The following is a 24,754-nucleotide window of genomic DNA, read 5'->3' as shown; positions in this document are numbered from 1 at the left end:
GGCTCTGTCATGTTTCCCCTCGGGGAGTGTGATAAATGACGAGCCTATTCAATGGCGCTTACGCCGGGCGGTAGCTATGTAGCCTCTACGTGATTACGCTGGTAGACCGCCTCCCCCATCGCCGCAATCTGGCCTTCGATCAATGCATCGAAAGGCTTGAGCAACGCATCGAATGAAGCCGGGGCTTCGAGTACCTGCAACGCTTGCACGATCGCTTCCACCGTCGACAACGCCCCTGGGCCGGGTGCCTTGCGCAACCGATAACGCGAGACGCGTTCGCCCGCCAGGGTCACGCGCGGCAAAGCCGCCAACAGCGGGTTGAGGTGCAGCAGCTTGCGCGCCTTGCGCCAAGTGCCATCGGGCACCACCAGTAACAGCGGTTGAGCGCTCGGCGTGTAGGTTTGCAACGGCTCAGCATCGTCCGCCGGGAACAGCAGGCGTGCCTGATAACCCGCCGGGCTCAATAGCGTGGCCAGGTCGTCAAACACCTCGCCCACCACCAACTGCGCATTGTTCAAGCCCAGTGCCGCCAACCGCGCGGTATTGAGCGCGTGATTGACCTCACTCGGGTGCTGCAACAGCAAAATGCGGGTACGGCTGTCGAGGCTGGGGATCAGCGCGCACAGACAGTGAGTGGCGGGCCGCAGGCAGCGAGGGCATTGGGGTCTGGACATGGTTTATCAGGCCTGGTTGAGCTGGGCTTTGAGCAGATCGCGGAAAGTCTGGATCAGCGGTTCGCGGCTGCGACCACGGCGCATGATCATCGAGAACGGCGCCTGGTAGCCGAAGGTTGCCGGCAGCAAGACGCGCAGGTCGCCCTTGTCGGCCCAGGCCTGGGCGTAGTGCTCGGGCAGGTAACCGATGTAGGCACCGGACAGCACCAGGATCAACTGGGCTTCCATACTTTCCACGGTGGCCGCACTGTGTTTGAAACCATGCCGCGCCAGTTCGGCCTGGCTCCAATAGCCTCGGCCGACCATGCGCTGCTGGGTGATCACCTGCTCGGGGATGCGCCGTTCGTTGAACAACGGGTGGCGTGTACTGCAATACAACCAGTGCTGTTCGCGGTAGAGCGGCATGTAGATCAGCCCGCTCATGCGGTTGGAGAACGCGCCGATGGCCAGGTCCAGGCGGTTGTCCTGCACGCCCAGTTGCAGCTCGTAAGGGCTCATCACCGACAGATGCAGATGCACGGCCGGGTGTTCGAGGCTGTAGGCACCGATCACTTCGGCGAATGGCAAGGCCTTGTCGCTGACGGTGGAGTCCAGCACGCCCAGCTTGAGCGTGCCGCGCAGTTCGCCTTTGAGGGCGGCGGCGTATTGCTCGAAGCCTTCGAGCTCACCTAAAAGACGCAAGGTTTCCTGATGGAACAGCTCGCCCTTGCTGGTCAGGCTGAAACCGCCCCGGCCGCGATGGCACAGCACCAGGCCCAAGGCCGATTCGAGTTGGCTCATGTAGGTGCTGATGGCCGACGTCGACAGGTTGAGTTCGTGCTGGGCATTGGCAAAACCCTGGTGCCGCACGACGCTGACGAAGATGCGCAGGAGTTTCAGGTCGGGCAAGGCGTTGGCCATTTGTTCTCCGCGGAACACAAAAATCCTGTGGGAGCTGGCTTGCCTGCGATAGCACCAGTGAATTCAACGCCGCCATCGCAGGCAAGCCAGCTCCCACATTTGTGGCCGAGTTTAACCCAAGCATTAGTTTAGAAAAATCTGAACTAAGTATTTGCCTCTGCCGATTCTTCCCGCCACGGGCTTTTCGCAGAATCGGCCGCTAATAAACAAAACAACGATGAGGCACTCCCGTGGACAAGATTTTCCACCAACCACTGGGCGGCAACGAAATGCCGCGCTTCGCCGGCATCGCCACCATGATGCGACTTCCCCACCTGCAAACAGCCAAGGGCCTGGACGCTGCTTTTGTCGGTGTGCCGCTGGATATCGGCACCTCGCTGCGCGCCGGCACCCGCTTCGGGCCGCGTGAAATCCGCGCCGAATCGGTGATGATCCGCCCTTACAACATGGCCACCGGCGCCGCACCGTTCGACTCACTGTCGGTTGCCGACATTGGCGATGTGGCGATCAACACCTTCAACCTGCTCGACGCCGTGCGCATCATCGAAGAAGCCTACGACGAGATCCTTGAGCACGACGTGATCCCGATGACCCTGGGCGGTGACCACACCATCACCCTGCCGATCCTGCGCGCCATCCACAAAAAGCACGGCAAGGTCGGGCTGGTGCACATCGATGCCCACGCTGACGTCAACGACCATATGTTCGGTGAGAAAATCGCCCACGGCACCACTTTCCGCCGCGCGGTGGAAGAGGGTTTGCTCGATTGCGACCGCGTCGTACAGATTGGCCTGCGCGCCCAGGGCTACACCGCCGAAGACTTCAACTGGAGCCGCAAACAGGGCTTCCGTGTGGTCCAGGCTGAAGAATGCTGGCACCACTCCCTCGCACCGCTGATGGCCGAAGTGCGGGAAAAAGTCGGCGGCGGCCCGGTGTACCTGAGCTTTGATATCGACGGCATTGACCCAGCCTGGGCGCCCGGCACCGGCACCCCGGAAATCGGCGGGCTGACCACTATCCAGGCGATCGAGATCATCCGTGGTTGCCAGGGCCTCGACCTGGTTGGTTGCGATCTGGTAGAAGTTTCGCCGCCTTACGACACCACCGGTAACACCTCGCTGCTCGGCGCCAACCTGTTGTACGAGATGCTCTGCGTACTGCCCGGCGTGGCGCACCGCTGATGAGCGCCCATGAGGTATTGAAAGCCGCCGCCAAGCTGGTGGCGGCTTTCGCCGCGAACGACCGCGAGGCTTACTTTGGCGCGTTCACGGCCGATGCCAGCTTCGTGTTCTACACCCTGCCCCAGCCACTGCTCAATCGCGATGCCTACCAGGCGTTGTGGGACAGCTGGCGCGCGGACGAGGGGTTTGAGGTGCTGTCCTGCAGCTCAAGCAATGCCGTGATCAGCCTGCAAGGTGACGTGGCGATTTTTATTCATGACGTGGCCACCGAGCTGCGCATGAACGGGGAGCAATTTTTTAGCCAGGAGCGCGAGACCATTGTCTTCAAACGGCAAGCGTCTCACCTAGAACAACAAGGCCTGTGGCTGGCCTGTCACGAACATTTGTCCGCTATGCCGGAAGGGCTGCCGCCCCCTTAGCCAATGTGATCGGAGCTGATCATGAATAATAAAAACAACGAAAACAGTATTCGCAAAATAGAAACCAACGGGGTCGAACAGATCCCGGACCACGAACGTACCGCCGGGCCCAAGGATCTGTTTCGCCTGATCTTCGGCGGTGCCAATACCTTTGCCACCGCCGTACTGGGCTCGTTTCCGGTGCTGTTCGGCTTGTCGTTCCAGGCCGGCGTCTGGGCGATTGTGCTGGGGGTGCTGGTGGGCGCGCTGATCCTGGCGCCCATGGGCCTGTTCGGGCCGATCAATGGCACCAACAACGCCGTGTCTTCCTCCGGTGCGCACTTTGGTGTGCATGGGCGCATTGTCGGCTCGTTTCTGTCGCTGCTGACGGCGATTGCCTTCTTCTCACTGTCGGTGTGGAGTTCGGGTGATGCGCTGGTCGGTGGTGCGAAACGTCTGGTTGGCCTGCCGGAAACCGACCTGACGCTGGGTTTGGCTTACGGCCTGTTTGCCCTGCTGGTACTGACCGTGTGCATCTACGGCTTTCGCTTCATGCTGTGGGTCAACCGCATTGCGGTGTGGGCGGCGAGCCTGCTGTTTCTGCTGGGCATCTTCGCGTTCGCACCGGCGTTCGACAGCCATTTCGCCGGCAGCGTCGCCTTGGGCCAGGCTGGCTTCTGGGCGGCCTTCATCGGCTCGGCACTGGTGGCCATGAGCAACCCGATTTCCTTCGGCGCGTTCCTGGGTGACTGGTCGCGCTACATCCCGCGTGAAACGCCGAAAATGCGCATCATGCTGGCGGTGGTGCTGGCGCAGATCGCTACCTTGATTCCATTCCTGTTCGGCCTGGCCACCGCGACCATCGTGGCGATCAAGGCGCCGGACTACATCGCGGCCAACAACTATGTCGGCGGTTTGCTGGCCGTATCACCGAGCTGGTTCTTCCTGCCGGTGTGCCTGATCGCGGTGATCGGCGGCATGTCTACCGGCACCACCTCGCTGTATGGCACCGGGCTGGACATGTCCAGCGTGTTCCCGCGCTTGCTGTCGCGGGTCAAGGCCACGTTGCTGATCGGGGTGATGTCGATTGCCTTCATCTTTATCGGACGTTTCGCCGCCAACCTGGTGCAGAGCGTATCGACCTTCGCTGTGCTGATCATCACCTGCACCACGCCATGGATGGTGATGATGATCATCGGCCTGATCGTGCGCCGCGGCTTCTACTGCCCGGACGACTTGCAGGTGTTCACTCGCGGTGAAACCGGCGGGCGCTACTGGTTCAGCCACGGCTGGAACTGGCGCGGCCTGGGCGCCTGGATCCCGAGCGCAGTGGTGGGCCTGTGCTTCGTCAACCTGCCGGGGCAATTTGTCGGGCCGCTGGGCAACCTGGCCGAGGGCATTGATATCAGCCTGCCAGTGACACTGGGGCTGGCGTCGGTGGTGTACCTGACCTTGCTTCGTGTGTTTCCCGAACCGGCTGCGGTTTATGGCCCGGCCGTTGTGGCGAGGGAGCTTGCTCCCGCTGGGATGCTTGCTCCCGCTGGGGTGCTTGCTCCCGCTGGGGTGCGGAGCTGCTCCCAAAAAGCCGGCTCCAGCTTCGCTGTCGAACGGGAGCAAGCTCCCTCGCCACAGCAAGCGCCCTCGCCACAGCAAGCTACCTCGCCACAGCAAGCGCCCTTCCAGCAGAAAGCTTCTCAATAGCCAAAAAAAATAATCGGAGACTCGCCGTCATGGCTTTGGATTTATTCGTCGTACTCATCTACGCCGCCGGCATGCTCGTGCTCGGCTATTACGGCATGCGTCGCGCCAAGACCCACGAAGACTATTTGGTGGCCGGTCGTAACCTGGGCCCGTCGCTGTACATGGGTACCATGGCCGCCACGGTATTGGGCGGTGCATCCACCGTCGGCACCGTGCGCCTGGGTTATGTGCATGGCATTTCCGGCTTCTGGCTGTGCGCCGCACTGGGCGCGGGGATCATTGCGCTGAACCTGTTTCTGGCCAAGCCGCTGCTCAAGTTGAAGATTTTCACCGTCACCCAGGTGCTGGAAAAACGCTACAACCCCATGGCCCGCCAAGCGAGTGCGGTGATTATGCTGGCCTACGCGCTGATGATCGGCGTGACCTCGATCCTGGCCATCGGCACCGTGCTGCAAGTGCTGTTCGGCCTGCCGTTCTGGGTGTCGGTGCTGCTCGGCGGTGGCGTGGTGGTGGTGTACTCGACCATCGGCGGCATGTGGTCGCTGACCCTGACCGACATCGTGCAATTCGTGATCAAGACCGTCGGCCTGATGTTTATCCTGCTGCCGATCTGCCTGTACCGCGTCGGCGGCTGGGATCAACTGGTGGCGAAGCTGCCGGCGTCGAACTTCAGCTTCACCGAAATCGGCTGGGACACGATCATCACCTACTTCATGATCTACTTCTTCGGCATCCTGATCGGCCAGGACATCTGGCAACGCGTGTTCACCGCCCGTGACGAAAAGGTCGCCCAGTACGCAGGCACGTTCGCCGGTTTCTACTGCATCCTCTACGGCCTGGCCTGCGCCCTGATCGGCATGGCCGCGCATGTGCTGCTGCCGAACCTGGAAAACGTCAACAACGCCTTCGCCGCCATCGTCAAAGCCTCGCTGCCCGACGGCATTCGCGGCCTGGTGATCGCCGCCGCACTGGCCGCGATGATGTCCACCGCCAGCGCCGGCCTGCTCGCCGCGTCCACTGTATTGACCGAAGACCTGTTGCCACGCCTGCGCGGCGGCAAGCAATCGAGCCTGAACATCAACCGTCTGTTTACGATGCTCACCGGTATCGCCGTACTGGGTATCGCGCTGGTGGTCAACGACGTGATCAGCGCCCTGACCCTGGCCTACAACCTGTTGGTGGGCGGCATGCTGATCCCGCTGATGGGCGCGATTTTCTGGAAACGCGCCACCACCTCCGGCGCCATTGCCTCTATGACCTTGGGCTTTGTGACGGCGCTGGTGTTTATGTTCAAGGACGGCCTGGACGCAAACACGCCGATCTACTACAGCCTGGCGGTTGGGCTGGTGAGTTTTGTAGTGGTGAGCTTGTTGTCACCCCGGCCAGAGGCTTCGGTGGCCAGGGCCATTTGACAGGTAACAGGATTTAGAGCGGTTTCTTCAGCGGGCGCGACGTCGGATGTCGCGCCCGTTTTTTTACCTTGCACAAAACAACTGTGGGAGCGGGCTTGCCCGCGATAGCGGTGTGTCAGTCAAGTATTTATCGACTGATACACCGCTATCGCGGGCAAGCCCGCTCCCACATTATAAAACCTGCTGCGACCAGCGCTTAGCGGCGACGCGGACGACGCTGCTCGTCATCTGTGCGAATCGGTATCGGCTGCAGTGGCGGTTCAATCAGGCCCAGCGCAACGCCGAGGTCGTGGAGCCAGTTTTGAATTTTCTCTTTCATGGTTGCCCCCTTTGAGGGTAATGCGGCTAGGCGGGAGTTCTGTCGCCTTTTCCTACAGTGATAGTAGCTCTAAGTCTTACGTAATGCTTGAACGAAACCACAACGAACTATTACAGGATTGATCCGAATCCTGACGGATCGTTCAAGCAATCGCGCGCGTGTCTTGCAGGAAATCGGCCTTGCCCTCTTGTTGCAGATCGATCCATGCATTGAGGTTAGCGCCGAGCATGCCCTTGCGCCACATCAACCAGGTGGTGGCAGTGGCAAAAGGCCCGGTCAACGGATGAACGGACACGCTGTCCTTGCCTGGCAGGCTGTCGAGCATCGATTCTGACATCAATGCCACGCCGGAACCGGCGATCACGCAGGCGAGCATGCCTTGGTAAGACTCAATCTCGATGGCGCGCCCCATGGCCACACGCTCGTGGGAAAACCAGGTTTCCAGGCGCGCGCGGTAGGCGCAACTGCGTCGGAAGGTGAACACCGAACGGCCGGCGACATCCTGGGGACCACGCACGGGCGGGTGATCCGCCTCGCAAATGATCACCAGGCGCTCTTCGCACAGGGGCACGCCGTCCAGCGTCGCGATCGTTATCGGGCCATCCACAAAGGCCGCGTCCAGACGCCCGGTGATCAAGCCCTCTAGCAACTCGCCGCTGGGCGCCGATTGCACCTGGAGGTTCACCATCGGATAGGCCTTGTGATAGCGCGCCAGCAATTTGGGCAAATGCACGGCGGCCGTGCTGTACATGCTGCCCAGCACAAAATCGCCCGCCGGCTGCCCTCCTTGCACCGCTCCGTGGGCTTCATCATGCAGCGCCAGCAGACGGGTGCTGTAGTCCAGCAGTACTTTGCCCGCAGGAGAAAGCTGCAAGCGCTGGCGTTCGCGCACGAACAGCTCGACGCCAAGTTGCTCCTCCATCTGCTTGAGCCGTGTCGACAGGTTCGAGGGCACGCGATGCAGGCGCTCAGCCGCGCGGGTGATGGAGCCCTCTTCCGCCACGGCCTGGAAGATGCGCAATTGACTGAACTCCATACCTTTCTCCAAAACTGAACAAGTTACTCACTATTATTCATTTTTACAGAAAGTCAATCCACTTTAGCCTACGGTCATTCGCTACCCCGTAGGAAACCTGCACATGTCACCGCTGATTCGCTTAACCGCCAGCTTTATCGCCCTGATGATGGCCATGGGCATTGGGCGCTTCGCCCTCACCCCGCAGATGCCGCATTTGCTCAGCGAGGGGCAGATTGACATGACTGGCGCCGGCCTGATTGCCGCCGCCAACTACCTGGGCTATTTCGTCGGCGCGGTGGACTCGATCTTCGCCCGCAGCCATCACCACATAAAAGCGCGTTTGTATGGCGGGCTGTGGCTGTGCGTGCTGCTGACCCTGGGGTCGTACTGGGCGCATGGGTTCTGGCCGCATTTGCTGCTGCGCTTTGGCACCGGCGTGGCGAGCGCCTGGGCGCTGGTGATGATCACGAGTCTGAGCCAGCCGCTGGCGATCGCCGCCGGGCGTCCACGTTTGGGGGCCTTGGTGTTTGCCGGGCCGGGCTTGGGGATTCTGCTGACCGGGTTGCTGGCACTGGGCTCCAATCTACTGGGCGAAGACTCTGCGACCTTGTGGCTGGTGTATGGCGTGGTGGCATTGGTGATGTTACTGGCCATCCTGCCCTTTTTACCGAAACCGACCGTGACGGTGGCCCATGCCACCCGCGCGGGCAGCAACGCCAGCATCGCGCACCTGGGCTGGATTTACTTCTTGTACGGCTTGGGCTACATCATCCCTGCAACCTTCTTGTCGCAGATGGCCAGCGCGCAGTTCAAAGGCGCCTGGCAAGCCGACCTGTTCTGGCCGTGCTTTGGCTTGGCGGCGGCGCTGGGTGTAGTGGTGGCGAGCCTGCGTCGCAAGGACCCGAACACCACTCGCAGGTGGTTGATGACGACCTTGTGGCTGCAAGCGGCCGGGGTATTCGCCTGCCTGCTGGGCAATGGCTGGGGCCTGGCGCTGGGTGTGTTGCTGTGTGGTGCGCCGTTCCTGGCGTGCATGCAACTGGTGATGGCGCGTTTGCGCGAGGTGGCGCCCCACGGCTACCAGCGCAGCACCGGGCTGCTCACCGCCAGTTTTGCTATCGGCCAATTGTGCGGCCCATTACTGGCCTCGGTGAGCAGCCACGTGAGCGGTGGCCTGCAACCGGCCTTGATCATTGCCGGTTGCGGCTTGGTGGTGGCAGGTGCGGTGTTGGTCAACCGGCAACCAGCGACGTTGGCGCCCGAACCTGCGCACGCCGTGCCAGTACCAGGAAAAACAGCCCTCCCAGGAAACACCCGGTGAACCAGGCGAAATTGGCCATGCCCTGCAACGCGGGCGTGAAGGTGATCGCGACGCCCACCAGCGTCGCCGGCACCAAGGCTTTGACGGCTGTCCAGTTCACGCCGCCGTCGTAGTAATAACGCCCGCTCGGGCTGTCGTCGAACAGGGCATCCACGTCGATTTTCTGCTTTTTGATCAGGTAGAAATCCACGATCAAAATCCCGAACAGCGGCCCGATAAACGCGGCGAGGATATCCAGGGTGTAGTGGATCATCAGCGGGTTGTTGAACAGGTTCCACGGCGTGATAAAGATCGAGGCCACGGCGGCGATCATCCCACCGGCGCGCCAACTGATTTTGCTCGGCGCGACGTTGGCGAAATCAAACGCCGGTGACACGAAGTTGGCGACAATGTTGATGCCAATTGTGGCGGTCACGAAGGCAAAGGCGCCGAGCAGCACGGCCATGCTGTTGTCGATGCGTGAAACCGTGGCGATGGGGTCATGCAACATTTCGCCAAACACCGGCAAGGTGCCCGAAACGATGACGACGGTCACCAGCGAGAACGCCAGGAAGTTAACCGGCAGCCCCCAGAAATTGCCGCGTCGCACGTCGTGCATGCTGCGGCAATAGCGGCTGAAATCGCCGAAATTGAGCGTAGGCCCGGAGAAGTACGACACCACCAGCGCCGTCGCCACAATCACTTGGCCAAACGCCTGCCAGCCCGACAAGGATTTTTCCGCCAGGGTGAAACTGATGTTCGCCCAACCTGCCTTCCACACGATCCAGCCGGCCAGGGCAAACATCACCGCATAAACCACTGGCCCGGCCCAGTCGATAAAGCGGCGGATGGACTCCATGCCCGCCCAGAATACGGCTGCCTGCAATGTCCATAAGCTGAGGAAGCCAAACCAGCCCAGGTAGGACAGGCCCGCAAAGTGCGGCTCTGCATACACCGCCATCTGTGGGAAAAAGCGCAGCACTACGATAATCAAGGCACTCGACGCCAGGTACGTCTGGATCCCGTACCAGGCCACGGCGATCAAACCGCGAATCACCGCCGGAATATTCGCCCCAAACACGCCAAATGCCAGCCGGCAGATGACCGGGTATGGCACCGCCGCTTGCTGGCTCGGCTTGGCCACCAGGTTGGCAATCAATTGCACGATGCAAATGCCGGCGAGCAAAGCGATCAACACCTGCCAACTGGCCAGCCCAAGGGCAAACAGGCTGGCGGCGAACACGTAACCGCCGACGCTGTGCACGTCGCTCATCCAGAAGGCGAAAATGTTGTACCAGGTCCACTTTTGCGGCAGCGGCCCGAGGTCCTGGTTGTACAGGCGCGGGCTGTAGCCTTTGGGCAATTGTTCGGTCATCGCTTGGCTCCTCGAAATACCGGCCTGCGCTGCCGTAACGGTGTGCATACGGGAGGCGGCGTGGTTTGTATACGAGGCATTCAGCAGAATGCGTGCCAATGGCACACAATCTCGCTAAAACGGCGTTCCAAAGGCGTTGGTAAGGGCCTATAGGCGGGGGTTGTGCTCAGCAACGGTGCAGGTCAATCCTGTACACAATCAACGCTGCACCCGATGTGCACACAGATAGCCGACACTGCAGCAGACCGCCGTGAGGAAGGTACCCCAGGCCATGTCCATCAGCGCCAACCCGGCTGACCAGCCTTGCAGCGTGGCCCAGTTGCTCAGGTCATAGGTGCCGTAGGCCACGAGGCCGAGCAGAGCGCCAAGGCGTGCTGCTCGTTGCCAACTGCCGCTGGGCAGGACCACGAACACCACGCAGCCGAGAACATACAGCAGATAAAACAGTACGGCGGGGAGCCAGCGGGGCTGATCAAGCATCAGCGCGCCGAGCAGGGATTTGTAGGTGGGGCCCATGAGGACGCCGAGCCAGAGGCCGTCGAGCACCAGAAACGCGAGTAAGGTGCCGAGGTAAGCGAAGCATAGTTTGCGGGTCATGGTTGCAGCCTCTGTAGGCGCCGAGCGGCACCTACAGAAGAGCAAAACGCGATCAGCTTAGTTCAATGCGATCGGCGTGAATCACAATCTGGCCCTGCTTGTAGAGCGCACCAATGGCCTTCTTGAAGTTGCCTTTGCTGACACCGAACAAATTACTGATCACCGCCGGGTCGCTCTTGTCGCTGACCGGCAGGCTGCCGTTGTTTTCACGCAACTTGGCGAGGATCTTCGAGTTGAGGCTGGAGGCCGCTTCCTGGCCGACCGGCTGCAGGCTCAGGCTGATGTTGCCATCGGCGCGGATCTCTTTGATAAAGCCTTTCTCTTCCTTGCCCGGGCGCAGGAACTTGAACACTTCGTTCTTGTGGATCAGGCCCCAATGCTTGTTGTTGATGATCGCCTTGAAGCCCATGTCGGTGGCTTCGGCCACCAGCAGGTCGACTTCCTGGCCCACCTGGTAGTTGGCAGGCGTCTTATCCAGGTAGCGGTCAAGTCGCGCGGTGGCGGTGATGCGTTTGGTGTGCTTGTCGAGGTAGACGTGCACCACGCAGTATTCACCGGCGGTCAACTGGCGTTTTTCTTCCGAATACGGCAGCAACAGGTCTTTTGGCAAACCCCAGTCGAGGAATACGCCGATGCTGTTGACTTCGACGACTTTCAAACTGGCGAATTCGCCGACTTGAACTTTCGGCTTTTCAGTCGTCGCGATAAGTTTGTCATCGCTGTCCAGATAAATGAAAACGTTAAGCCAGTCTTCATCTTCACTGGGAATATCTTTGGGGATATACCGATTAGGCAAGAGGATTTCGCCATCTTGCGCACCATCCAGGTACAAACCAAAGTTAGTGTGTTTAACCACTTGCAAGCTGTTGTAGCGCCCGACTAAAGCCATTTCCAGATACCTTCGTTACGTGGGCGGCATTCTACCCGAGTTGCGCCCGCCACGCGCGTGCGCCTGAAAAATCGCCGGCCAACGTGGCGTGGTAATGGCACCGCCCCGCTCGTCTGATCAATCGATCGAATTTTGCCGGTGGCCGGCAGCCGAACAAACCCTGTGGTTTCGAGTTAAAACAGTAAGTTAGCGGTTTATTTAAAGGTCAAACTTTGGCCGATTACAGCGGCTCACGTAATTCCCAGGGGATATTTGCCAAGCAATTGTCAAGTATTTCCTGTACGATGCCTGGCCAAGTTAATTTTCTACAGGTTAGTGGCCGCCATGCGCGTAAAAGCATCCAATAGCAAAGCAAAGCCAGCTCCCGCCGTTGAAACCAGCGAATCGATCAACAGCCAAATTGCTGCTTTCCTCAAGTCCGGTGGCGAAATCCAGCAAATTGCCAAGGGCGTGAGCGGCCAGACTTTCGGCCCGTCCAAGCAGATCAGCCTGGGCAAAAAGTAATACCCGCGCGTCGCATCTAGCTCCTAAGCGTCTTGCCTTCCAAGGCGCCAGGACTAGAGTCTGAAACACCCTCCTGCTCCATCTCCTGATGCGCTAATCGACGAACGGGGCTCACCGCGAAGCATTCGCCGGTATGCTTGCACCCGTCTAGCACGGGCATCTGTCCGATTTTTTCGTAACTGCTCCTCGCTTTTCATGGAGTGAAGCATGCTCAAGCCCTGCTTGTTTCTAATCGCTGCCCTTACGGCAAGCCCTCTTGCACACGCGCAGATTTTTCAGCGTGAACTGGGTGACTTCGACCTCAAATTGGGCACCACGCCCAGCCGCAGTATGGCCCAGGGTTTGGTCAAGCCCACCTCGCCGGGCAGCGATTCCTTCCACGGCGGCCTGGACCTGAGCCACGACAGCGGCCTGTATTTCGGCCAGTTTTCGCCCAATATGGGCCTGTCCTCGGCCAACAACCTCGAAGTCGACTCCTACATGGGCTTCAAGCGCCCCTTCGACCAGACCCTGGGCTACGAAGTGGGCATGATCCACTACAGCTACCCCAAGCTCAGCCCGCTCGACAGCCAGGAGTTCTACGGCGGCTTGAACCTGCTGGGCAATCGCTTCGGCGTGTCCTTCAGCAACGATCCGGATCGCCAGGACAGCACGCTGTTTGCCGACCTCGGCGGTACGCAGCCGTTCGGCATCGGCGTCAGCATGAAATACACCACCCACCAACTCGGCACGCCGGCGGCGGTAGAAGGCGGCACCATCAGCAGCTTCAGCGACTGGTCGGTGCAGTTCTCCCGCGCCTGGAAAGGCGTGGACCTGGACCTGATCTATAGCGGTTCCAGCCTCAGTGGCGGCGATTGCTCGGCCTACTCCGGACACAATTCGCAATGCGACGGCCTGTTGACCTTAAAGGCCGCACGGTCGTTTTATTGATGGGCTGAACTGTCGCGCCTCGCGCAGGTTCAGATACATGAACCCTCACTGCGCAAGGACACGCCCATGCTGCGTCGGCTCAAATTACTGGTGGTATTACTGACGTTGAGCCTGGTGCTCGCCGGCTGCAATCGCGTGGGCCTGGCCTACCGCAACCTTGATGTGATCATCCCCTGGACCCTCAACGACTACCTGGACATGAACGCCGGGCAAAAGAGCTGGTTCAATGACACCCTCAAGGAACACCTGGCCTGGCACTGCACCACTCAACTGCCGGGCTACCTGGACTGGCTTGATCGCCTGCAACAGATGGTCGACAACAACCAGATCACCGACGCCGCGCTGCAAGCGCGCACCGTCGAAGCCAAACAAGCCATCGCCGAGGTTGCGCGCGAGATCACGCCGTCAGCCACCCAGTTGCTGCAGGGCCTGGATGATCAGCAAGTCAAAGACATGGGTGAGGCGCTGGCCAAAGACCTGCGCAAGCGCCAGAACGAATACCTCAAACCGCCACTGGCTCAGCAGATCAAAGAGCGCGCCGAGCGCATGAGCAAACGCCTGGATGCGTGGATGGGGCCGTTGAGTCCCAGCCAGCAGAACCGAGTGACGGCGTGGTCAATCGCGCTGGGTGCACAGAATCAGGAATGGATCGGTAATCGCGCCCATTGGCAGGCGCAATTTATCGACGCCTTGCAGCAGCGTCACAGCGCTGACTTCCCACAGAAAATCCAACAGCTGCTGGTCGACCGCGAGAGCCTGTGGACCCCGCAATATCGCGCCGCCTATGCACAGACCGAAGCCGCGGCGCGCGGCCTGATCATCGACCTGATGGCCGAAAGCACGGCGCAGCAGCGCCAGACACTCACACAAAAAATCGGCAAGGTTCGCAGTGACTTCCAGGCCCTCAAATGCCTCAAGGCCGCCTCGATTTAAAAATGTGGGAGCGGGCTTGCTCGCGAATGCGGTGAATCAGTCGATGAATCTATTGACTGACACACTGTATTCGCGAGCAAGCCCGCTCCCACATTTTGGTTTGGGGTGTGCTCTTTCAGGCAATCTGCGCCTTGGAAGCCACCTCGGCGAACGTCGCCGGGTCCAGCGCGTCGGCCTGCTCGTCCAGCACTTGGCGCGGGTGGTCATTGCCCGGGATTGAGCTGTCGATCAGGGCCAGCAGCTGCGCGCCCAGCGCCGTGAGGATGAAGTTCTCACCATTGCCGCCCTCTTCTTCCGGGCGCGATTCAATGAAACCACGCTTGAACAACAGAGCTTCGTAATCGGCGGCGGTCTTTTTCAACGCGTCCAGATTACCGGTGGATTCCCCCGCCGTGGCCTTCTCGGCCGCTTCCTGCTCGGCGTATTTGCGCGGCGCAAAGCTGCCTTCACCGTTCTGCACTTCATGCAGCAGTCGCTCGATCAGATCCCAGTTGTAAGTCGTCATCCTGATTCCTCCTGCGGGCAGATTAAAAAGTGGCCCGTTAGAGGTAATGACACGACCGAGCACTGGCCGTTCACCCGAATAGACGAGCGTCATTTCTCTGAACTTTCCAGACGTTCGCCCCCTCAACTGAACACTACTGCCAAGGAGGTCCGACCATGAAAACCCTGATGAAACTGGCCATCGCCGCCACCCTGCTGAGCGCCCTGCCTGCCTGGGCCTGCACGCCGGAAGAGGCCACGGCCAAACGCGAACAACTGGCCAAGGAAGTGACCCGGCTGACCCAGCAAAATCCGGCCAAGGCCAAGGAAATCAACGATGAGCTGCAGAAAATGGACCTGGAAACCGCCAGCGCGGACCTGCCGGACAAGTGCCAACTGATCGACCAGCGCCTCAAGGAGCTGGATGAGGCGGCCGAAAAGGCGAAAAACTGAGGGCATAAAAAAACCGGACAGCGTCCGGTTTTTTCATATCTGCGGCCTTATTCGGCAGCTGGTGCTTCTGGCTTGCGGCGCTTGAGCGGCGCCATGCCGTCCTTGCTGACGAGCGACAGGTTGTCGGTCTTCGGCCGGTTGGCGATCTTGCGCTTGGTCGGCGACTTGGCGCCGGTTTTCTTCTTGTCGCCCTTGGCGTCGGTCTTTTTCTTCTTCACGCCAACGGCTTTGCCCGACGCCTTGACCTTCTTCGGCCCGGTGTAGGTGCCTTTGACTTCCTTGATGGTGCGGCGCTCGAACGACTGCTTGAGGTAGCGCTCGATACTCGACATCAGGTTCCAGTCGCCGTGGCAGATCAGCGAGATGGCCAGGCCATCGTTGCCGGCACGCCCGGTCCGGCCGATACGGTGTACGTACTCGTCGCCGCTGCGCGGCATGTCGAAGTTGATGACCATGTCCAGGCCATCCACGTCCAGGCCTCGGGCGGCAACGTCGGTGGCGACCAGGATCTTCACGCCGCCGGCCTTGAGGCGGTCGATGGCCAGCTTGCGGTCCTTCTGATCTTTCTCGCCGTGCAGCACGAACGCCTTGTATTCCTGAGCCACCAGACGACCGTAGATGCGGTCGGCTGCTGCACGGGTGTTGGTGAAGACGATGGCCTTCTGATAGGTCTCGTTGGCCAGCAACCAGTTCAGGATCTGTTCTTTGTGTACGTTGTGGTCGGCCATCACGATCTGCTGACGCGTGGTCGCGTTCAGGTCGCTGACGTTGTTGACCTGCAAGTGCTCAGGGTTGTTCAGCACCTTGGCAACCATGTCGCGCAAGGTCGAACCGCCGGTGGTGGCAGAGAACAGCATGGTCTGCTGACGGTTGACGCACTCGGCCACAAGGCGCTGCACGTCGTCGGCAAAGCCCATGTCGAGCATTCGGTCGGCTTCGTCGAGCACCAGCACTTCGACTTCCTTGAGGTCGAGGTTGCCGGCGTTGAGCTGCTCGATCATCCGGCCTGGAGTGCCGATCAGGATGTCGGGCACCTTGCGCAACATGGCGGCCTGGACCTTGAAGTCTTCACCGCCGGTGATGATGCCGGACTTGATGAAGGTGAACTGCGAAAAGCGCTCCACCTCCTTCAAGGTCTGCTGGGCCAGCTCGCGGGTCGGCAGCAGGATCAGGGTCTTGATGCTCACGCGGACTTTGGCCGGGCCAATCAGGCGGTTCAGCACCGGCAAGACGAAAGCGGCGGTTTTACCGCTGCCGGTTTGCGCCGTCACCCGCAGGTCACGCCCTTGGAGCGCGAGCGGGATGGCCGCTGCTTGCACAGGCGTAGGCTCGACAAATTTAAGCTCGGCCACGGCTTTGAGCAGGCGTTCGTGCAGGGCGAATTGGGAAAACACGGGTGCTACCTCGAAGAAATACAAAATATCAGCTGCATAGGGTAACGGTTTCGGGCGCTCAAACCGAGTTTCTTTACGCGAACGGCGCGAATCAGCTGCTTTTTTGTCAGCAGATTTGTCCACAAAACCAACTTTGTTGCACATAAATGCTCTAATCGGCCCGTGTTGTCTTACAGAAGAATCGGTTTTACCCATGGATATCAAACAGCTCTGGCTTAACGTCCAAGACCTTTGGGGCGCTCTCGATGAACACCCACTGCTGCATTCCAGCCTGGGTTTGCTGATATTGCTGGTAGTCGCCTTATTGGTCGGACGGGTAGCGCGCTACCTCATCCTCCACGCCATCAAACTGCTCGGCCGGCAACCGGCGCTGCACTGGCTCAATGACCTGCGGCACAACAAAGTCTTTCACCGCCTGGCGCAGATGACGCCCTCCCTGGTGATCCAGTTCGGCCTGTACCTGGTGCCCGACCTGAGCAAGACCGCCACCTTGTTTATCGGCAACGTCGCGCTGGCGTTCACCATCCTGTTCATGACGCTGGCCGTAAGTGCACTGCTCAACGCCTTGCTGGATATCTACGCACGCACCGAACATGCCCGCACCCGCTCGATCAAGGGCTACGTGCAATTGGCAAAGATGGTGCTGTTCGTGTTTGCCGCGATCATCATCGTCGCCACCTTGATCGACCGTTCGCCGCTGTTGCTGCTCTCCGGTTTGGGTGCCATGTCGGCCGTGATTTTGTTGGTGTACAAGGACACCCTGCTGTCGTTTGTGGCCAGCGTGCAGCTGACCAGTAACGACATGCTGCGGGTCGGCGACTGGATCGAGATGCCCCAGGTCGGCGCCGACGGTGACGTGGTGGATATCACCCTGCACACGGTCAAGGTGCAGAACTTCGACAAAACCATCGTCTCGATCCCGACCTGGCGCCTGATGTCGGAGTCGTTCAAGAACTGGCGCGGCATGCAGGCGTCCGGCGGGCGCCGTATCAAGCGCAGCCTGTATATCGACGCCAGCGGCGTGCGCTTTTTGCGCGACGACGAAGAAGTGCGCATGACCCAGGTACACCTGCTCACCGACTACATCAGCCGCAAGCAGGCCGAGCTCAAGGCCTGGAACGAAGCCCAGGGCCACAGCGCGCAACTGTCGGCCAACCGCCGCCGCATGACCAACCTCGGCACCTTCCGCGCCTACGCCCTGGCCTACTTGAAAAGCCACCCGGATATTCAACCCAACATGACCTGCATGGTGCGCCAGATGCAAACCACCGCGCAGGGCGTGCCGCTGGAGATCTACTGTTTCACCCGCACCACGGCGTGGGCCGATTACGAGCGCATCCAGGGCGATATCTTCGATTATTTGCTGGCGGTGTTGCCGGAGTTTGGCTTGAGCCTGTATCAGCAGCCGAGTGGCAATGATTTGCGCGCGGGGATGGTGCCGGCGGTGTTGGGGGCCAGCCATTTGCCAGCCCTGGAAAACGAATCTGCCTGATGCCATCAACCCCCTGTGGGAGAAGGCTTGCCCTAATGTCAGTCAGTTAAGACATAGCCGGTAATTGTGGCGAGGGCGCTTGCTCCCGTTGGACTGCGTAGCAGTCCCATGTATTTAAAGCAAAGAGCAGGGGCCGCTTCGCGCTGGAGCGCCAGCCCGGCCCAGCGGGAGCAAGCGCCCTCGCCACAGGTTACTGGTTGTCAGTTCCAGCTCTTAACTGGCTGGCATTAGCGCAAGCCCACACTAAGGTCAGCGTTAGGCCGCTTGCTGACGCACACCCAAGCGACTGATCCACACCGCCCCCAGAATCACCAATCCACCCAACGCCAAGCGCCCCAGCGGCTCGTGCTGATTCCAGATCAGCAGGTTCAGCAGCAACCCCACCGGCACATGCAGGTTGTTCATCACTGCCAATGTGCCGCCGTTGACCAGGCAGGCGCCTTTGTTCCACCAGTACATGCCCAGCGCCGTGCTGACCAGCCCGAGAAACAGCAGCACGCCCCATTGCAGCGGCGCTTCGGGCAGGAAGTTGGTTTTGCCGAACAGCAGGAATGCCGGCAGCACCACGATCAAGGCGCCCACGTAGAAGTAGCCAAAGCGCCGGTAGTGCGGCAAATCGCTCGGATAACGCGCCACCAAATGCTTGTACATCACCTGCCCGGCGGCGTAGGTGAAGTTGGCCAGTTGCAGCAGCAAGAAGCCCATCAGAAAGTTCGGCGTGATCTGGTCGAAGCGAATCACGGCCGCGCCGCCCACGGCCACCAGCGCAGCAACCAATGCCCACGGGTTGAAACGGCGGTTAAGCGCATCTTCAATCAGGGTCACGTGCAACGGCGTGAGGATGGTAAACAGCAATACTTCCGGCACCGTAAGTACACGAAAGCTCAAGTACAGGCACACATACGTCACGCCGAACTGCAGCGCGCCGATCAGCAACATGCCGCGCATGAAGGGTGGTGCCACCGAACGCCAACGGGTCAGCGGGATGAAGATCAGCCCGGCCAATACCACGCGCACCAGCACGGCGAAGTAGCTGTCGACGTGACCGGCGAGGTATTCGCCGATCAAGCTGAAGGAAAATGCCTGAATCAGGGTAACAACCAGTAAGTAGCCCATGCGCGCCTCGTTTCGAATGGGCGGGACATTAAAGGTTTTCGGCGTTTACTGAAACTCAAGGCAAAAAAAACCCGACCTCGCTATAGCGGCAGTCGGGCAGGAGCACTCAGGAGCAACAAGTGCAAAGGGAGGTTCGATACGCGTACTTGAAGGGTTTGCGTGGAGCGATATAAACACCACACGATTATGTGACGATTAAAGCGTTAAGCGACCTGTGCCAGCAGCGCTTTGGCATGGTTGATGCCCTTCTCCTGGAAGTCACCGCTCAGGTTCACACCTTCGGCATGAATGAAAGTGACGTCATGAATCCCGATAAACGCCATGACCTGGCGCAGGTACGGTTCCTGGTGATCGGAGGTGGCGCCGGTGTGGATGCCACCGCGGGCGGTCAACACAATGGCGCGCTTGCCGGTCAGCAAACCCTGCGGGCCGGTGGCGGTGTACTTGAAGGTCACACCGGCGCGCAGCACGTGGTCCAGCCAGGCTTTGAGGGTGCTGGGAATGGCGAAGTTGTACATCGGCGCGGCCATCACCAGCACATCGGCGGCGAGCAACTCGTCAGTCAGTTCGTTGGAGCGGTCCAGGGACGCCTGTTCGATGCCGCTGCGCTGGTCGGCAGGTTTCATCCAACCGCCGAGCAGGTTGGCGTCCAGGTGCGGGACCGGGTGGAGGGCCACATCACGCACAGTGATCTGATCCGCCGGGTGGGCGGCCTGCCATTGGCTGATGAACTGTTGAGTCAGCTGGCGGGAGATCGAATCCTGCTGGCGAGCGCTGCTTTCGATGATCAGAACATTGGACATGGCAGGGTAGGCTCCATCTGTAAATGCTGTAAGGCGATGGAGTGAAGATTAAACAGAGCCAATTCGATAAAAAAGCGTAAAAAACTGCTATAACCCATCTATAAATTTGTTTATAAGCGGAGTATTGCTGTGGGCATGCTCCGCTGCCGCGTTATTTTGGGGCGCACGCCAGGGCGATACGCATCTTGATAATCGAGCGGGTGAATTTGACCGTGGTGTTGGTGCTCTTACCTGCCGGCACCGTGACCGTTCGGCGACGCGGCGATTCCGGGCCGTTGGTGAAGGTTACCGAGCACACCGCGTCATTGGTGCCGTAGTTATTCAGCTGTATCGAACTGATGTCGTTGGCGACGTCGGACGCCGTGTAGTCAATGCTCACGCCCTCGATCTTTTTAGTCACGTCGGTGGGATAGGCAAACGCGCTCATCGGCAGCAGCGCCAGCAACACACAACAGAATTTTCTCATTCGGCAGTCTCCAATAAGGACCGCCAGCTTAGGACAAGAGGAGCTCATCTTGAAAGCGCCCCGCGTTACCCTCGATCAATGGCGCACGCTGCAGGCCGTGGTCGACCACGGTGGCTTCGCCCAGGCGGCTGAAGCACTGCACCGTTCGCAGTCCTCGGTGAGCTACACCGTGGCCCGCATGCAAGACCAGCTTGGCGTGCCATTGCTGCGCATCGACGGGCGCAAGGCCGTGCTCACCGAGGCTGGTGAAGTGCTGTTGCGCCGTTCGCGGCAACTGGTCAAAAACGCCAGCCAACTGGAAGACCTCGCCCACCATATGGAACAGGGCTGGGAAGCCGAAGTACGCCTGGTGGTGGACGCCGCCTACCCGAATGCGCGCCTGGTGCGGGCCCTCACCGCCTTTATGCCGCAAAGCCGTGGCTGCCGCGTGCGCCTGCGTGAAGAAGTGCTGTCGGGGGTTGAAGAGCTGTTGATAGATGGCATGGCTGACCTGGCCATCAGCAGTTTCATCATTCCGGGCTACCTGGGCACCGAAATGAGCGACGTGGAATTTATTGCCGTGGCCCATCCCGACCACTCGTTGCATCGCCTGAACCGCGACTTGAGCTTCCAGGACCTGGAGAGCCAGATGCAAGTGGTGATCCGTGACTCCGGTCGCCAACAGCCGCGCGATGTCGGCTGGCTTGGCGCCGAACAGCGCTGGACCGTCGGCAGCTTGCCCACCGCCGCCACCTTCGTCAGCAGCGGCCTGGGCTTCGCCTGGCTGCCCCGACACTTGATCGAACGCGAACTCAAGGATGGCCTGCTCAAGCAGCTGCCATTGGAAAAGGGTGGCAGCCGCAACCCGACGTTCTACCTGTACTCGAACAAAGACAAACCCCTGGGGCCGGCCACGCAGATTCTTATCGATTTGTTGCGCACCTTTGACACCGCTCCCCTGGACGCACCTTTCGCCGCTCCCCAGCAAGCCTGAAACGGAGTTCACCCATGGCCTGGTTCGACCACGAAGGCTGCAGCCTGCATTACGAGGAATACGGCCACGGCACCCCGCTGATCCTGATCCACGGCCTGGGTTCCAGCAGCCAGGATTGGGAATTGCAGATTCCGGTGCTCGCCCGGCATTACCGCCTGATCGTGGTGGATGTACGCGGTCACGGGCGCTCCGACAAACCCCGCGAACGCTACAGCATCCAGGGTTTTACCTTCGATCTGCTGGCGTTGATCGAACACCTGAACCTGCCGCCCGCCCATGTCGTGGGCTTGTCCATGGGCGGCATGATCGCGTTCCAGCTGGCCGTGGACGAGCCCGCGCGGGTCACGAGCCTGTGCATCGTCAACAGCGCACCGGAGGTCAAGGTGCGCAGCGCCGATGATTACTGGCAATGGGCCAAGCGCTGGAGCCTGGCGCGCGTGCTCAGCCTGGCCACCATCGGCAAGGCCCTGGGCGATCGGCTGTTCCCAAAACCCGAGCAAGCCGACCTGCGGCGCAAAATGGCCGAACGCTGGGCAAAAAACGACAAACGTGCTTATCTCGCCAGCTTCGATGCGATTGTCGGCTGGGGCGTACAGGAACAACTTTCCCGAATTACCTGTCCTACCCTGGTCATCAGCGCCGACCACGACTACACCCCCGTGGCGCAGAAAGAAAACTATGTAAAACTGCTGCCCGATGCGCGGCTGGTGGTGATCAAGGATTCCCGCCATGCCACGCCCTTGGACCAACCCGAAGTCTTTAACGCTACCTTGCTCGATTTTCTAAAGACAGTCGAAACCACTACCCAGGATCACTGACCCATGCTGAAAAAAATCGCCTTCTTTGCCGGCTCCTTTCTGTTCGCCGCCAACGTGATGGCCGCCACGGCCGTTGCACCGGCCAAACCTGCGGCACCGGCCAAGTCCAGCGCGCCCCACGTCCTGATCACCACCACCAACGGCGACATCGAAATCGAACTGGACCCGGTCAAGGCGCCGATCAGCACCAAGAACTTCCTGGCCTATGTCGACAAAGGCTTCTACACCAACACGATTTTCCACCGCGTGATCCCAGGCTTCATGGTCCAGGGCGGCGGTTTCACCGCGCAGATGTCGCAGAAGCCGACCGAAGCGCCGATCAAGAACGAAGCCAGCAACGGCCTGCATAATGTGCGCGGCACCTTGTCGATGGCACGCACCAATGATCCAAATTCGGCCACCAGCCAATTCTTCATCAACGTGGCCGACAATGCCTTCCTCGACCCGGGCCGCGATGCGGGTTATGCCGTGTTCGCCAAAGTGGTCAAGGGCATGGACGTCGTCGACGTTATCGTCAACTCGCAAACCACTACCAAGCAAGGCATGCAAAACGTGCCAATCGATCCTGTTGTGATCAAGTCGGCCAAGCGCATCGACTGAGGTCCGCAGCAAGCTCCGCACGCGGCCCACAACGCCGCGTGCGCATTTGAAAGGAGAGCCCGCAACGCGGGCGTCAGACTGAATGCTCTATCGTCGCTTTGAACAACTGATCGACATCTTCCGCGACGCTCCCAGCGCCGCCCCTCCTGATAAAGTCCTGCCTTTCTACCTCTACTACCTGCGCCAGGTGTGGCCAAGCTTTGCCGCCTTGCTGGTGGTCGGCCTGATCGGTGCGTTGATCGAAGTGGCGCTCTTCAGCTACCTGAGCCGCATTATCGATTTGGCCCAAGGCACACCGCCCGCGAATTTTTTCCAGATTCACAGTGCCGAACTGATCTGGATGGCCGTGGTGGCCCTGCTGCTGCGTCCGATCTTCAACGGCCTGCATGACTTGCTGGTACACCAGACCATCAACCCCGGCATGACCAGCCTGATCCGCTGGCAGAACCATAGCTACGTACTCAAGCAGAGCCTGAATTTTTTCCAGAACGATTTCGCCGGGCGTATCGCCCAGCGCATCATGCAAACCGGCAACTCCCTGCGCGATTCGGCAGTGGCGACGGCGGAGGCCATCTGGCACGTGTCGATCTACGCCATCAGCGCGCTGGTGCTGTTTGCCGAGGCGGACTGGCGCCTGATGATCCCGCTGATCACCTGGATCATTCTCTACAGCCTGGCGCTGCGTTACTTCGTGCCCCGCGTGAAAGAACGCTCGGTGATCTCCTCCGAAGCGCGCTCCAAACTGATGGGCCGCATTGTCGACGGCTACACCAACATCACCACCTTGAAGCTGTTCGCCCATACGCAAAATGAGCAGGAGTACGCCAAGGAAGCGATCATCGAGCAGACCGAAAAAACCCAGTTGGCCGCGCGCGTGCTCACCAGCATGGACGTGGTGATCTGCACCTTGAACGGCGTGCTGATCGTCACCACCACTGGCCTGGCCTTGTGGCTGTGGACGCAGTCGCTGATTTCCGTAGGCGCCATCGCCCTCGCCACTGGCCTGGTGATCCGTATCGTCAACATGTCCGGCTGGATCATGTGGGTGGTCAACGGCATCTTCGAAAATATCGGCATGGTGCAGGATGGTTTGAAAACCATCGCGGCGCCGCTGGCGGTGACCGACCGCGAAAACGCGCCGCGCCTGCAAGTGCCCCATGGCGAAGTACGTTTCGAGCAGGTGGATTTCCACTATGGCAAGCAGAGCGGGATCATTGGCGGCTTGAACCTTCAGATCAAGGCCGGTGAGAAAATCGGCCTGATCGGCCCCTCCGGTGCGGGTAAATCTACCCTGGTCAACCTGCTGCTACGCCTGTACGACCTGCAAGGCGGGCGCATCCTCATCGACGACCAGAACATCGCCGAAGTCGCCCAGGAGTCCTTGCGGGCACAGATCGGCATGATCACCCAGGACACCTCGCTGCTGCATCGTTCGATCCGTGACAACTTGCTGTACGGCAAGCCGGATGCCAGCGATGAAGAACTCAGCGCCGCCATCCACAAAGCCCGCGCCGATGAGTTCATCCCGCTGTTGTCGGATGCCGAAGGCCGCACCGGGCTGGATGCACACGTGGGCGAGCGCGGGGTGAAACTCTCCGGCGGGCAACGCCAGCGCATTGCCATTGCGCGAGTACTGCTCAAGGACGCGCCGATTCTGGTCATGGACGAAGCGACGTCGGCGCTGGATTCGGAAGTGGAAGCGGCGATCCAGGAAAGCCTGGAAACGCTGATGCAAGGCAAGACCGTGATCGCGATTGCGCACCGCTTGTCGACCATTGCCCGCATGGACCGCCTGGTAGTGCTGGAAAAAGGCCAGATCGCCGAGACCGGCAGCCATGCCGAACTGCTGGCCCATGGTGGCTTGTATGCCAGGTTGTGGCAGCACCAGACGGGTGGGTTCGTCGGCATCGACTGACCATAGCCGGGATAAACACACATCAAAATGTGGGAGCGGGCTTGCTCGCGAAGGCGGTGCATCAGCCAACCTATTTGGTGACTGACACTCCGCCTTCGCGAGCAAGCCCG

26 protein-coding genes are annotated in these 24,754 nt (G+C 60.1%); 14 read left to right on the top strand and 12 right to left on the bottom strand.

Features of this window, described 5'->3' with window-relative positions; translation table 11 throughout:
- Window positions 1–74: 74 nt before the first annotated feature.
- Together QF043_RS06930 and QF043_RS06925 are read right to left on the bottom strand one after the other, a co-directional pair.
- Window positions 75–674 carry a tRNA-uridine aminocarboxypropyltransferase gene (locus tag QF043_RS06930; protein WP_307417951.1) on the bottom strand — a complete coding sequence of 200 codons (600 nt, stop codon included), beginning with the start codon at window positions 672–674 and terminating at the stop codon, window positions 75–77.
- Window positions 675–680: 6 nt separating this feature from the next.
- A complete protein-coding gene (locus tag QF043_RS06925; RefSeq protein WP_017134867.1) occupies window positions 681–1,574 on the bottom strand; it encodes a LysR family transcriptional regulator in 894 nt (297 codons plus the stop codon).
- Window positions 1,575–1,804: 230 nt separating this feature from the next.
- Between QF043_RS06925 and speB the strand changes: the two genes are divergently transcribed.
- Genes speB through QF043_RS06905 form a run of 4 tightly spaced genes read left to right on the top strand, consistent with a single transcriptional unit; the run spans window position 1,805 to window position 6,266 of the window.
- On the top strand, window positions 1,805–2,755 hold the full coding sequence (speB, locus tag QF043_RS06920) for an agmatinase (protein WP_056861477.1): 951 nt from the start codon (window positions 1,805–1,807) through the stop codon (window positions 2,753–2,755).
- Window positions 2,755–3,174: a nuclear transport factor 2 family protein gene (locus tag QF043_RS06915; RefSeq protein WP_307417950.1), complete on the top strand. Its 420-nt coding sequence runs from the start codon at window positions 2,755–2,757 to the stop codon at window positions 3,172–3,174. The genes speB and QF043_RS06915 overlap by 1 nt, the downstream gene beginning before the upstream one ends.
- A gap of 21 nt (window positions 3,175–3,195) precedes the next feature.
- Window positions 3,196–4,854, top strand: coding sequence for a cytosine permease (locus tag QF043_RS06910; protein ID WP_307417949.1), 1,659 nt, complete (start codon window positions 3,196–3,198; stop codon window positions 4,852–4,854).
- A 29-nt stretch (window positions 4,855–4,883) separates the two neighbouring features.
- Window positions 4,884–6,266, top strand: coding sequence for a sodium:solute symporter (locus tag QF043_RS06905; RefSeq protein WP_307417947.1), 1,383 nt, complete (start codon window positions 4,884–4,886; stop codon window positions 6,264–6,266).
- 196 nt (window positions 6,267–6,462) lie between these two features.
- On the opposite strand, the gene QF043_RS06900 is transcribed toward QF043_RS06905, so the two are convergent.
- Window positions 6,463–6,585 carry a PA1414 family protein gene (locus tag QF043_RS06900; RefSeq protein ID WP_017134862.1) on the bottom strand — a complete coding sequence of 41 codons (123 nt, stop codon included), beginning with the start codon at window positions 6,583–6,585 and terminating at the stop codon, window positions 6,463–6,465.
- Between the two features lie 142 nt (window positions 6,586–6,727).
- The gene (locus QF043_RS06895) at window positions 6,728–7,621 is read right to left on the bottom strand and encodes a LysR family transcriptional regulator (RefSeq protein WP_056861481.1); all 894 of its coding nucleotides are present in this window, start codon (window positions 7,619–7,621) and stop codon (window positions 6,728–6,730) included.
- Between the two features lie 103 nt (window positions 7,622–7,724).
- Between QF043_RS06895 and QF043_RS06890 the strand changes: the two genes are divergently transcribed.
- Window positions 7,725–8,924: an MFS transporter gene (locus QF043_RS06890; RefSeq protein ID WP_307417946.1), complete on the top strand. Its 1,200-nt coding sequence runs from the start codon at window positions 7,725–7,727 to the stop codon at window positions 8,922–8,924.
- Here the strand turns inward: QF043_RS06890 and QF043_RS06885 are convergent.
- The 3 genes from QF043_RS06885 to QF043_RS06875 form a co-directional block, all read right to left on the bottom strand.
- Entirely contained in the window at window positions 8,836–10,278 is a 1,443-nt protein-coding gene (locus QF043_RS06885; protein ID WP_307417945.1) for an NCS1 family nucleobase:cation symporter-1, read from the bottom strand. The genes QF043_RS06890 and QF043_RS06885 overlap by 89 nt on opposite strands.
- Window positions 10,279–10,476: 198 nt before the next feature.
- Window positions 10,477–10,875, bottom strand: a complete 399-nt coding sequence (locus QF043_RS06880; RefSeq protein WP_307417944.1) for a DUF2177 family protein — start codon at window positions 10,873–10,875, stop codon at window positions 10,477–10,479.
- A gap of 52 nt (window positions 10,876–10,927) precedes the next feature.
- Entirely contained in the window at window positions 10,928–11,764 is an 837-nt protein-coding gene (locus QF043_RS06875; RefSeq protein WP_028617391.1) for a S1 RNA-binding domain-containing protein, read from the bottom strand.
- 324 nt (window positions 11,765–12,088) lie between these two features.
- Between QF043_RS06875 and QF043_RS06870 the strand changes: the two genes are divergently transcribed.
- From QF043_RS06870 to QF043_RS06860, 3 genes are all read left to right on the top strand, one after another.
- Window positions 12,089–12,268 (top strand): hypothetical protein, encoded by a 180-nt coding sequence (locus tag QF043_RS06870; RefSeq protein ID WP_003193095.1) that lies wholly within the window; start codon window positions 12,089–12,091, stop codon window positions 12,266–12,268.
- Between the two features lie 207 nt (window positions 12,269–12,475).
- On the top strand, window positions 12,476–13,198 hold the full coding sequence (locus QF043_RS06865) for a TorF family putative porin (RefSeq protein ID WP_138814433.1): 723 nt from the start codon (window positions 12,476–12,478) through the stop codon (window positions 13,196–13,198).
- Between the two features lie 66 nt (window positions 13,199–13,264).
- The gene (locus QF043_RS06860) at window positions 13,265–14,131 is read left to right on the top strand and encodes a DUF6279 family lipoprotein (RefSeq protein WP_307417943.1); all 867 of its coding nucleotides are present in this window, start codon (window positions 13,265–13,267) and stop codon (window positions 14,129–14,131) included.
- A 115-nt stretch (window positions 14,132–14,246) separates the two neighbouring features.
- On the opposite strand, the gene QF043_RS06855 is transcribed toward QF043_RS06860, so the two are convergent.
- Window positions 14,247–14,636: a hypothetical protein gene (locus tag QF043_RS06855; protein ID WP_017134854.1), complete on the bottom strand. Its 390-nt coding sequence runs from the start codon at window positions 14,634–14,636 to the stop codon at window positions 14,247–14,249.
- A 155-nt stretch (window positions 14,637–14,791) separates the two neighbouring features.
- Between QF043_RS06855 and QF043_RS06850 the strand changes: the two genes are divergently transcribed.
- Window positions 14,792–15,067, top strand: a complete 276-nt coding sequence (locus QF043_RS06850; protein ID WP_307417941.1) for a hypothetical protein — start codon at window positions 14,792–14,794, stop codon at window positions 15,065–15,067.
- A gap of 47 nt (window positions 15,068–15,114) precedes the next feature.
- Here the strand turns inward: QF043_RS06850 and QF043_RS06845 are convergent, their stop codons facing one another.
- Entirely contained in the window at window positions 15,115–16,461 is a 1,347-nt protein-coding gene (locus tag QF043_RS06845) for a DEAD/DEAH box helicase (protein WP_026013512.1), read from the bottom strand.
- A gap of 193 nt (window positions 16,462–16,654) precedes the next feature.
- On the opposite strand from QF043_RS06845, the gene QF043_RS06840 reads away from it, so the two are divergent.
- Entirely contained in the window at window positions 16,655–17,953 is a 1,299-nt protein-coding gene (locus QF043_RS06840) for a mechanosensitive ion channel family protein (RefSeq protein ID WP_058422117.1), read from the top strand.
- A gap of 255 nt (window positions 17,954–18,208) precedes the next feature.
- Here QF043_RS06840 and QF043_RS06835 read toward each other — a convergent pair whose 3' ends face one another.
- The 3 genes from QF043_RS06835 to QF043_RS06825 form a co-directional block, all read right to left on the bottom strand.
- Window positions 18,209–19,069, bottom strand: a complete 861-nt coding sequence (locus QF043_RS06835) for a carboxylate/amino acid/amine transporter (protein WP_307417940.1) — start codon at window positions 19,067–19,069, stop codon at window positions 18,209–18,211.
- Between the two features lie 203 nt (window positions 19,070–19,272).
- Entirely contained in the window at window positions 19,273–19,872 is a 600-nt protein-coding gene (locus QF043_RS06830; RefSeq protein ID WP_307417939.1) for an FMN-dependent NADH-azoreductase, read from the bottom strand.
- Between the two features lie 151 nt (window positions 19,873–20,023).
- Window positions 20,024–20,338 (bottom strand): 3-phosphoglycerate kinase, encoded by a 315-nt coding sequence (locus tag QF043_RS06825; protein WP_307417938.1) that lies wholly within the window; start codon window positions 20,336–20,338, stop codon window positions 20,024–20,026.
- A 49-nt stretch (window positions 20,339–20,387) separates the two neighbouring features.
- On the opposite strand from QF043_RS06825, the gene QF043_RS06820 reads away from it, so the two are divergent.
- The 4 genes from QF043_RS06820 (at window position 20,388) to QF043_RS06805 (ending at window position 24,644) form a co-directional block, all read left to right on the top strand.
- Window positions 20,388–21,311, top strand: a complete 924-nt coding sequence (locus QF043_RS06820; protein ID WP_307417937.1) for a LysR family transcriptional regulator — start codon at window positions 20,388–20,390, stop codon at window positions 21,309–21,311.
- Between the two features lie 14 nt (window positions 21,312–21,325).
- Window positions 21,326–22,129, top strand: coding sequence for an alpha/beta fold hydrolase (locus QF043_RS06815; protein ID WP_307417936.1), 804 nt, complete (start codon window positions 21,326–21,328; stop codon window positions 22,127–22,129).
- Between the two features lie 3 nt (window positions 22,130–22,132).
- Window positions 22,133–22,729, top strand: a complete 597-nt coding sequence (locus tag QF043_RS06810; protein ID WP_307417935.1) for a peptidylprolyl isomerase — start codon at window positions 22,133–22,135, stop codon at window positions 22,727–22,729.
- Between the two features lie 82 nt (window positions 22,730–22,811).
- Window positions 22,812–24,644 (top strand): ABC transporter ATP-binding protein, encoded by a 1,833-nt coding sequence (locus QF043_RS06805; protein ID WP_307417934.1) that lies wholly within the window; start codon window positions 22,812–22,814, stop codon window positions 24,642–24,644.
- The last annotated feature ends 110 nt before the right edge of the window (window positions 24,645–24,754 follow it).

Origin of the sequence: Pseudomonas sp. W3I7 (genome assembly GCF_030816095.1) — a bacterium.
Classification (GTDB): domain Bacteria; phylum Pseudomonadota; class Gammaproteobacteria; order Pseudomonadales; family Pseudomonadaceae; genus Aquipseudomonas; species Aquipseudomonas salomonii.
This window is presented reverse-complemented; position numbering and strand designations above follow the sequence as displayed.

Excerpts from the sequence above, each read along its gene's own strand:
- QF043_RS06870 (WP_003193095.1), top strand. The coding sequence starts at position 12,089 with ATGCGCGTAAAAGCATCCAATAGCAAAGCAAAGCCAGCTCCCGCCGTT.
- QF043_RS06855 (WP_017134854.1), bottom strand. The coding sequence starts at position 14,636 with ATGACGACTTACAACTGGGATCTGATCGAGCGACTGCTGCATGAAGTG.
- QF043_RS06885 (WP_307417945.1), bottom strand. The coding sequence starts at position 10,278 with ATGACCGAACAATTGCCCAAAGGCTACAGCCCGCGCCTGTACAACCAG.
- QF043_RS06835 (WP_307417940.1), bottom strand. The coding sequence starts at position 19,069 with ATGGGCTACTTACTGGTTGTTACCCTGATTCAGGCATTTTCCTTCAGC.
- QF043_RS06875 (WP_028617391.1), bottom strand. The coding sequence starts at position 11,764 with ATGGCTTTAGTCGGGCGCTACAACAGCTTGCAAGTGGTTAAACACACT.
- QF043_RS06895 (WP_056861481.1), bottom strand. The coding sequence starts at position 7,621 with ATGGAGTTCAGTCAATTGCGCATCTTCCAGGCCGTGGCGGAAGAGGGC.
- QF043_RS06865 (WP_138814433.1), top strand. The coding sequence starts at position 12,476 with ATGCTCAAGCCCTGCTTGTTTCTAATCGCTGCCCTTACGGCAAGCCCT.
- QF043_RS06825 (WP_307417938.1), bottom strand. The coding sequence starts at position 20,338 with ATGAGAAAATTCTGTTGTGTGTTGCTGGCGCTGCTGCCGATGAGCGCG.
- QF043_RS06900 (WP_017134862.1), bottom strand. The coding sequence starts at position 6,585 with ATGAAAGAGAAAATTCAAAACTGGCTCCACGACCTCGGCGTTGCGCTG.
- QF043_RS06830 (WP_307417939.1), bottom strand. The coding sequence starts at position 19,872 with ATGTCCAATGTTCTGATCATCGAAAGCAGCGCTCGCCAGCAGGATTCG.
- QF043_RS06815 (WP_307417936.1), top strand. The coding sequence starts at position 21,326 with ATGGCCTGGTTCGACCACGAAGGCTGCAGCCTGCATTACGAGGAATAC.
- QF043_RS06910 (WP_307417949.1), top strand. The coding sequence starts at position 3,196 with ATGAATAATAAAAACAACGAAAACAGTATTCGCAAAATAGAAACCAAC.
- QF043_RS06905 (WP_307417947.1), top strand. The coding sequence starts at position 4,884 with ATGGCTTTGGATTTATTCGTCGTACTCATCTACGCCGCCGGCATGCTC.
- QF043_RS06925 (WP_017134867.1), bottom strand. The coding sequence starts at position 1,574 with ATGGCCAACGCCTTGCCCGACCTGAAACTCCTGCGCATCTTCGTCAGC.
- QF043_RS06805 (WP_307417934.1), top strand. The coding sequence starts at position 22,812 with ATGCTCTATCGTCGCTTTGAACAACTGATCGACATCTTCCGCGACGCT.
- QF043_RS06810 (WP_307417935.1), top strand. The coding sequence starts at position 22,133 with ATGCTGAAAAAAATCGCCTTCTTTGCCGGCTCCTTTCTGTTCGCCGCC.
- QF043_RS06860 (WP_307417943.1), top strand. The coding sequence starts at position 13,265 with ATGCTGCGTCGGCTCAAATTACTGGTGGTATTACTGACGTTGAGCCTG.
- QF043_RS06880 (WP_307417944.1), bottom strand. The coding sequence starts at position 10,875 with ATGACCCGCAAACTATGCTTCGCTTACCTCGGCACCTTACTCGCGTTT.
- QF043_RS06890 (WP_307417946.1), top strand. The coding sequence starts at position 7,725 with ATGTCACCGCTGATTCGCTTAACCGCCAGCTTTATCGCCCTGATGATG.
- QF043_RS06850 (WP_307417941.1), top strand. The coding sequence starts at position 14,792 with ATGAAAACCCTGATGAAACTGGCCATCGCCGCCACCCTGCTGAGCGCC.
- QF043_RS06915 (WP_307417950.1), top strand. The coding sequence starts at position 2,755 with ATGAGCGCCCATGAGGTATTGAAAGCCGCCGCCAAGCTGGTGGCGGCT.
- QF043_RS06930 (WP_307417951.1), bottom strand. The coding sequence starts at position 674 with ATGTCCAGACCCCAATGCCCTCGCTGCCTGCGGCCCGCCACTCACTGT.
- QF043_RS06840 (WP_058422117.1), top strand. The coding sequence starts at position 16,655 with ATGGATATCAAACAGCTCTGGCTTAACGTCCAAGACCTTTGGGGCGCT.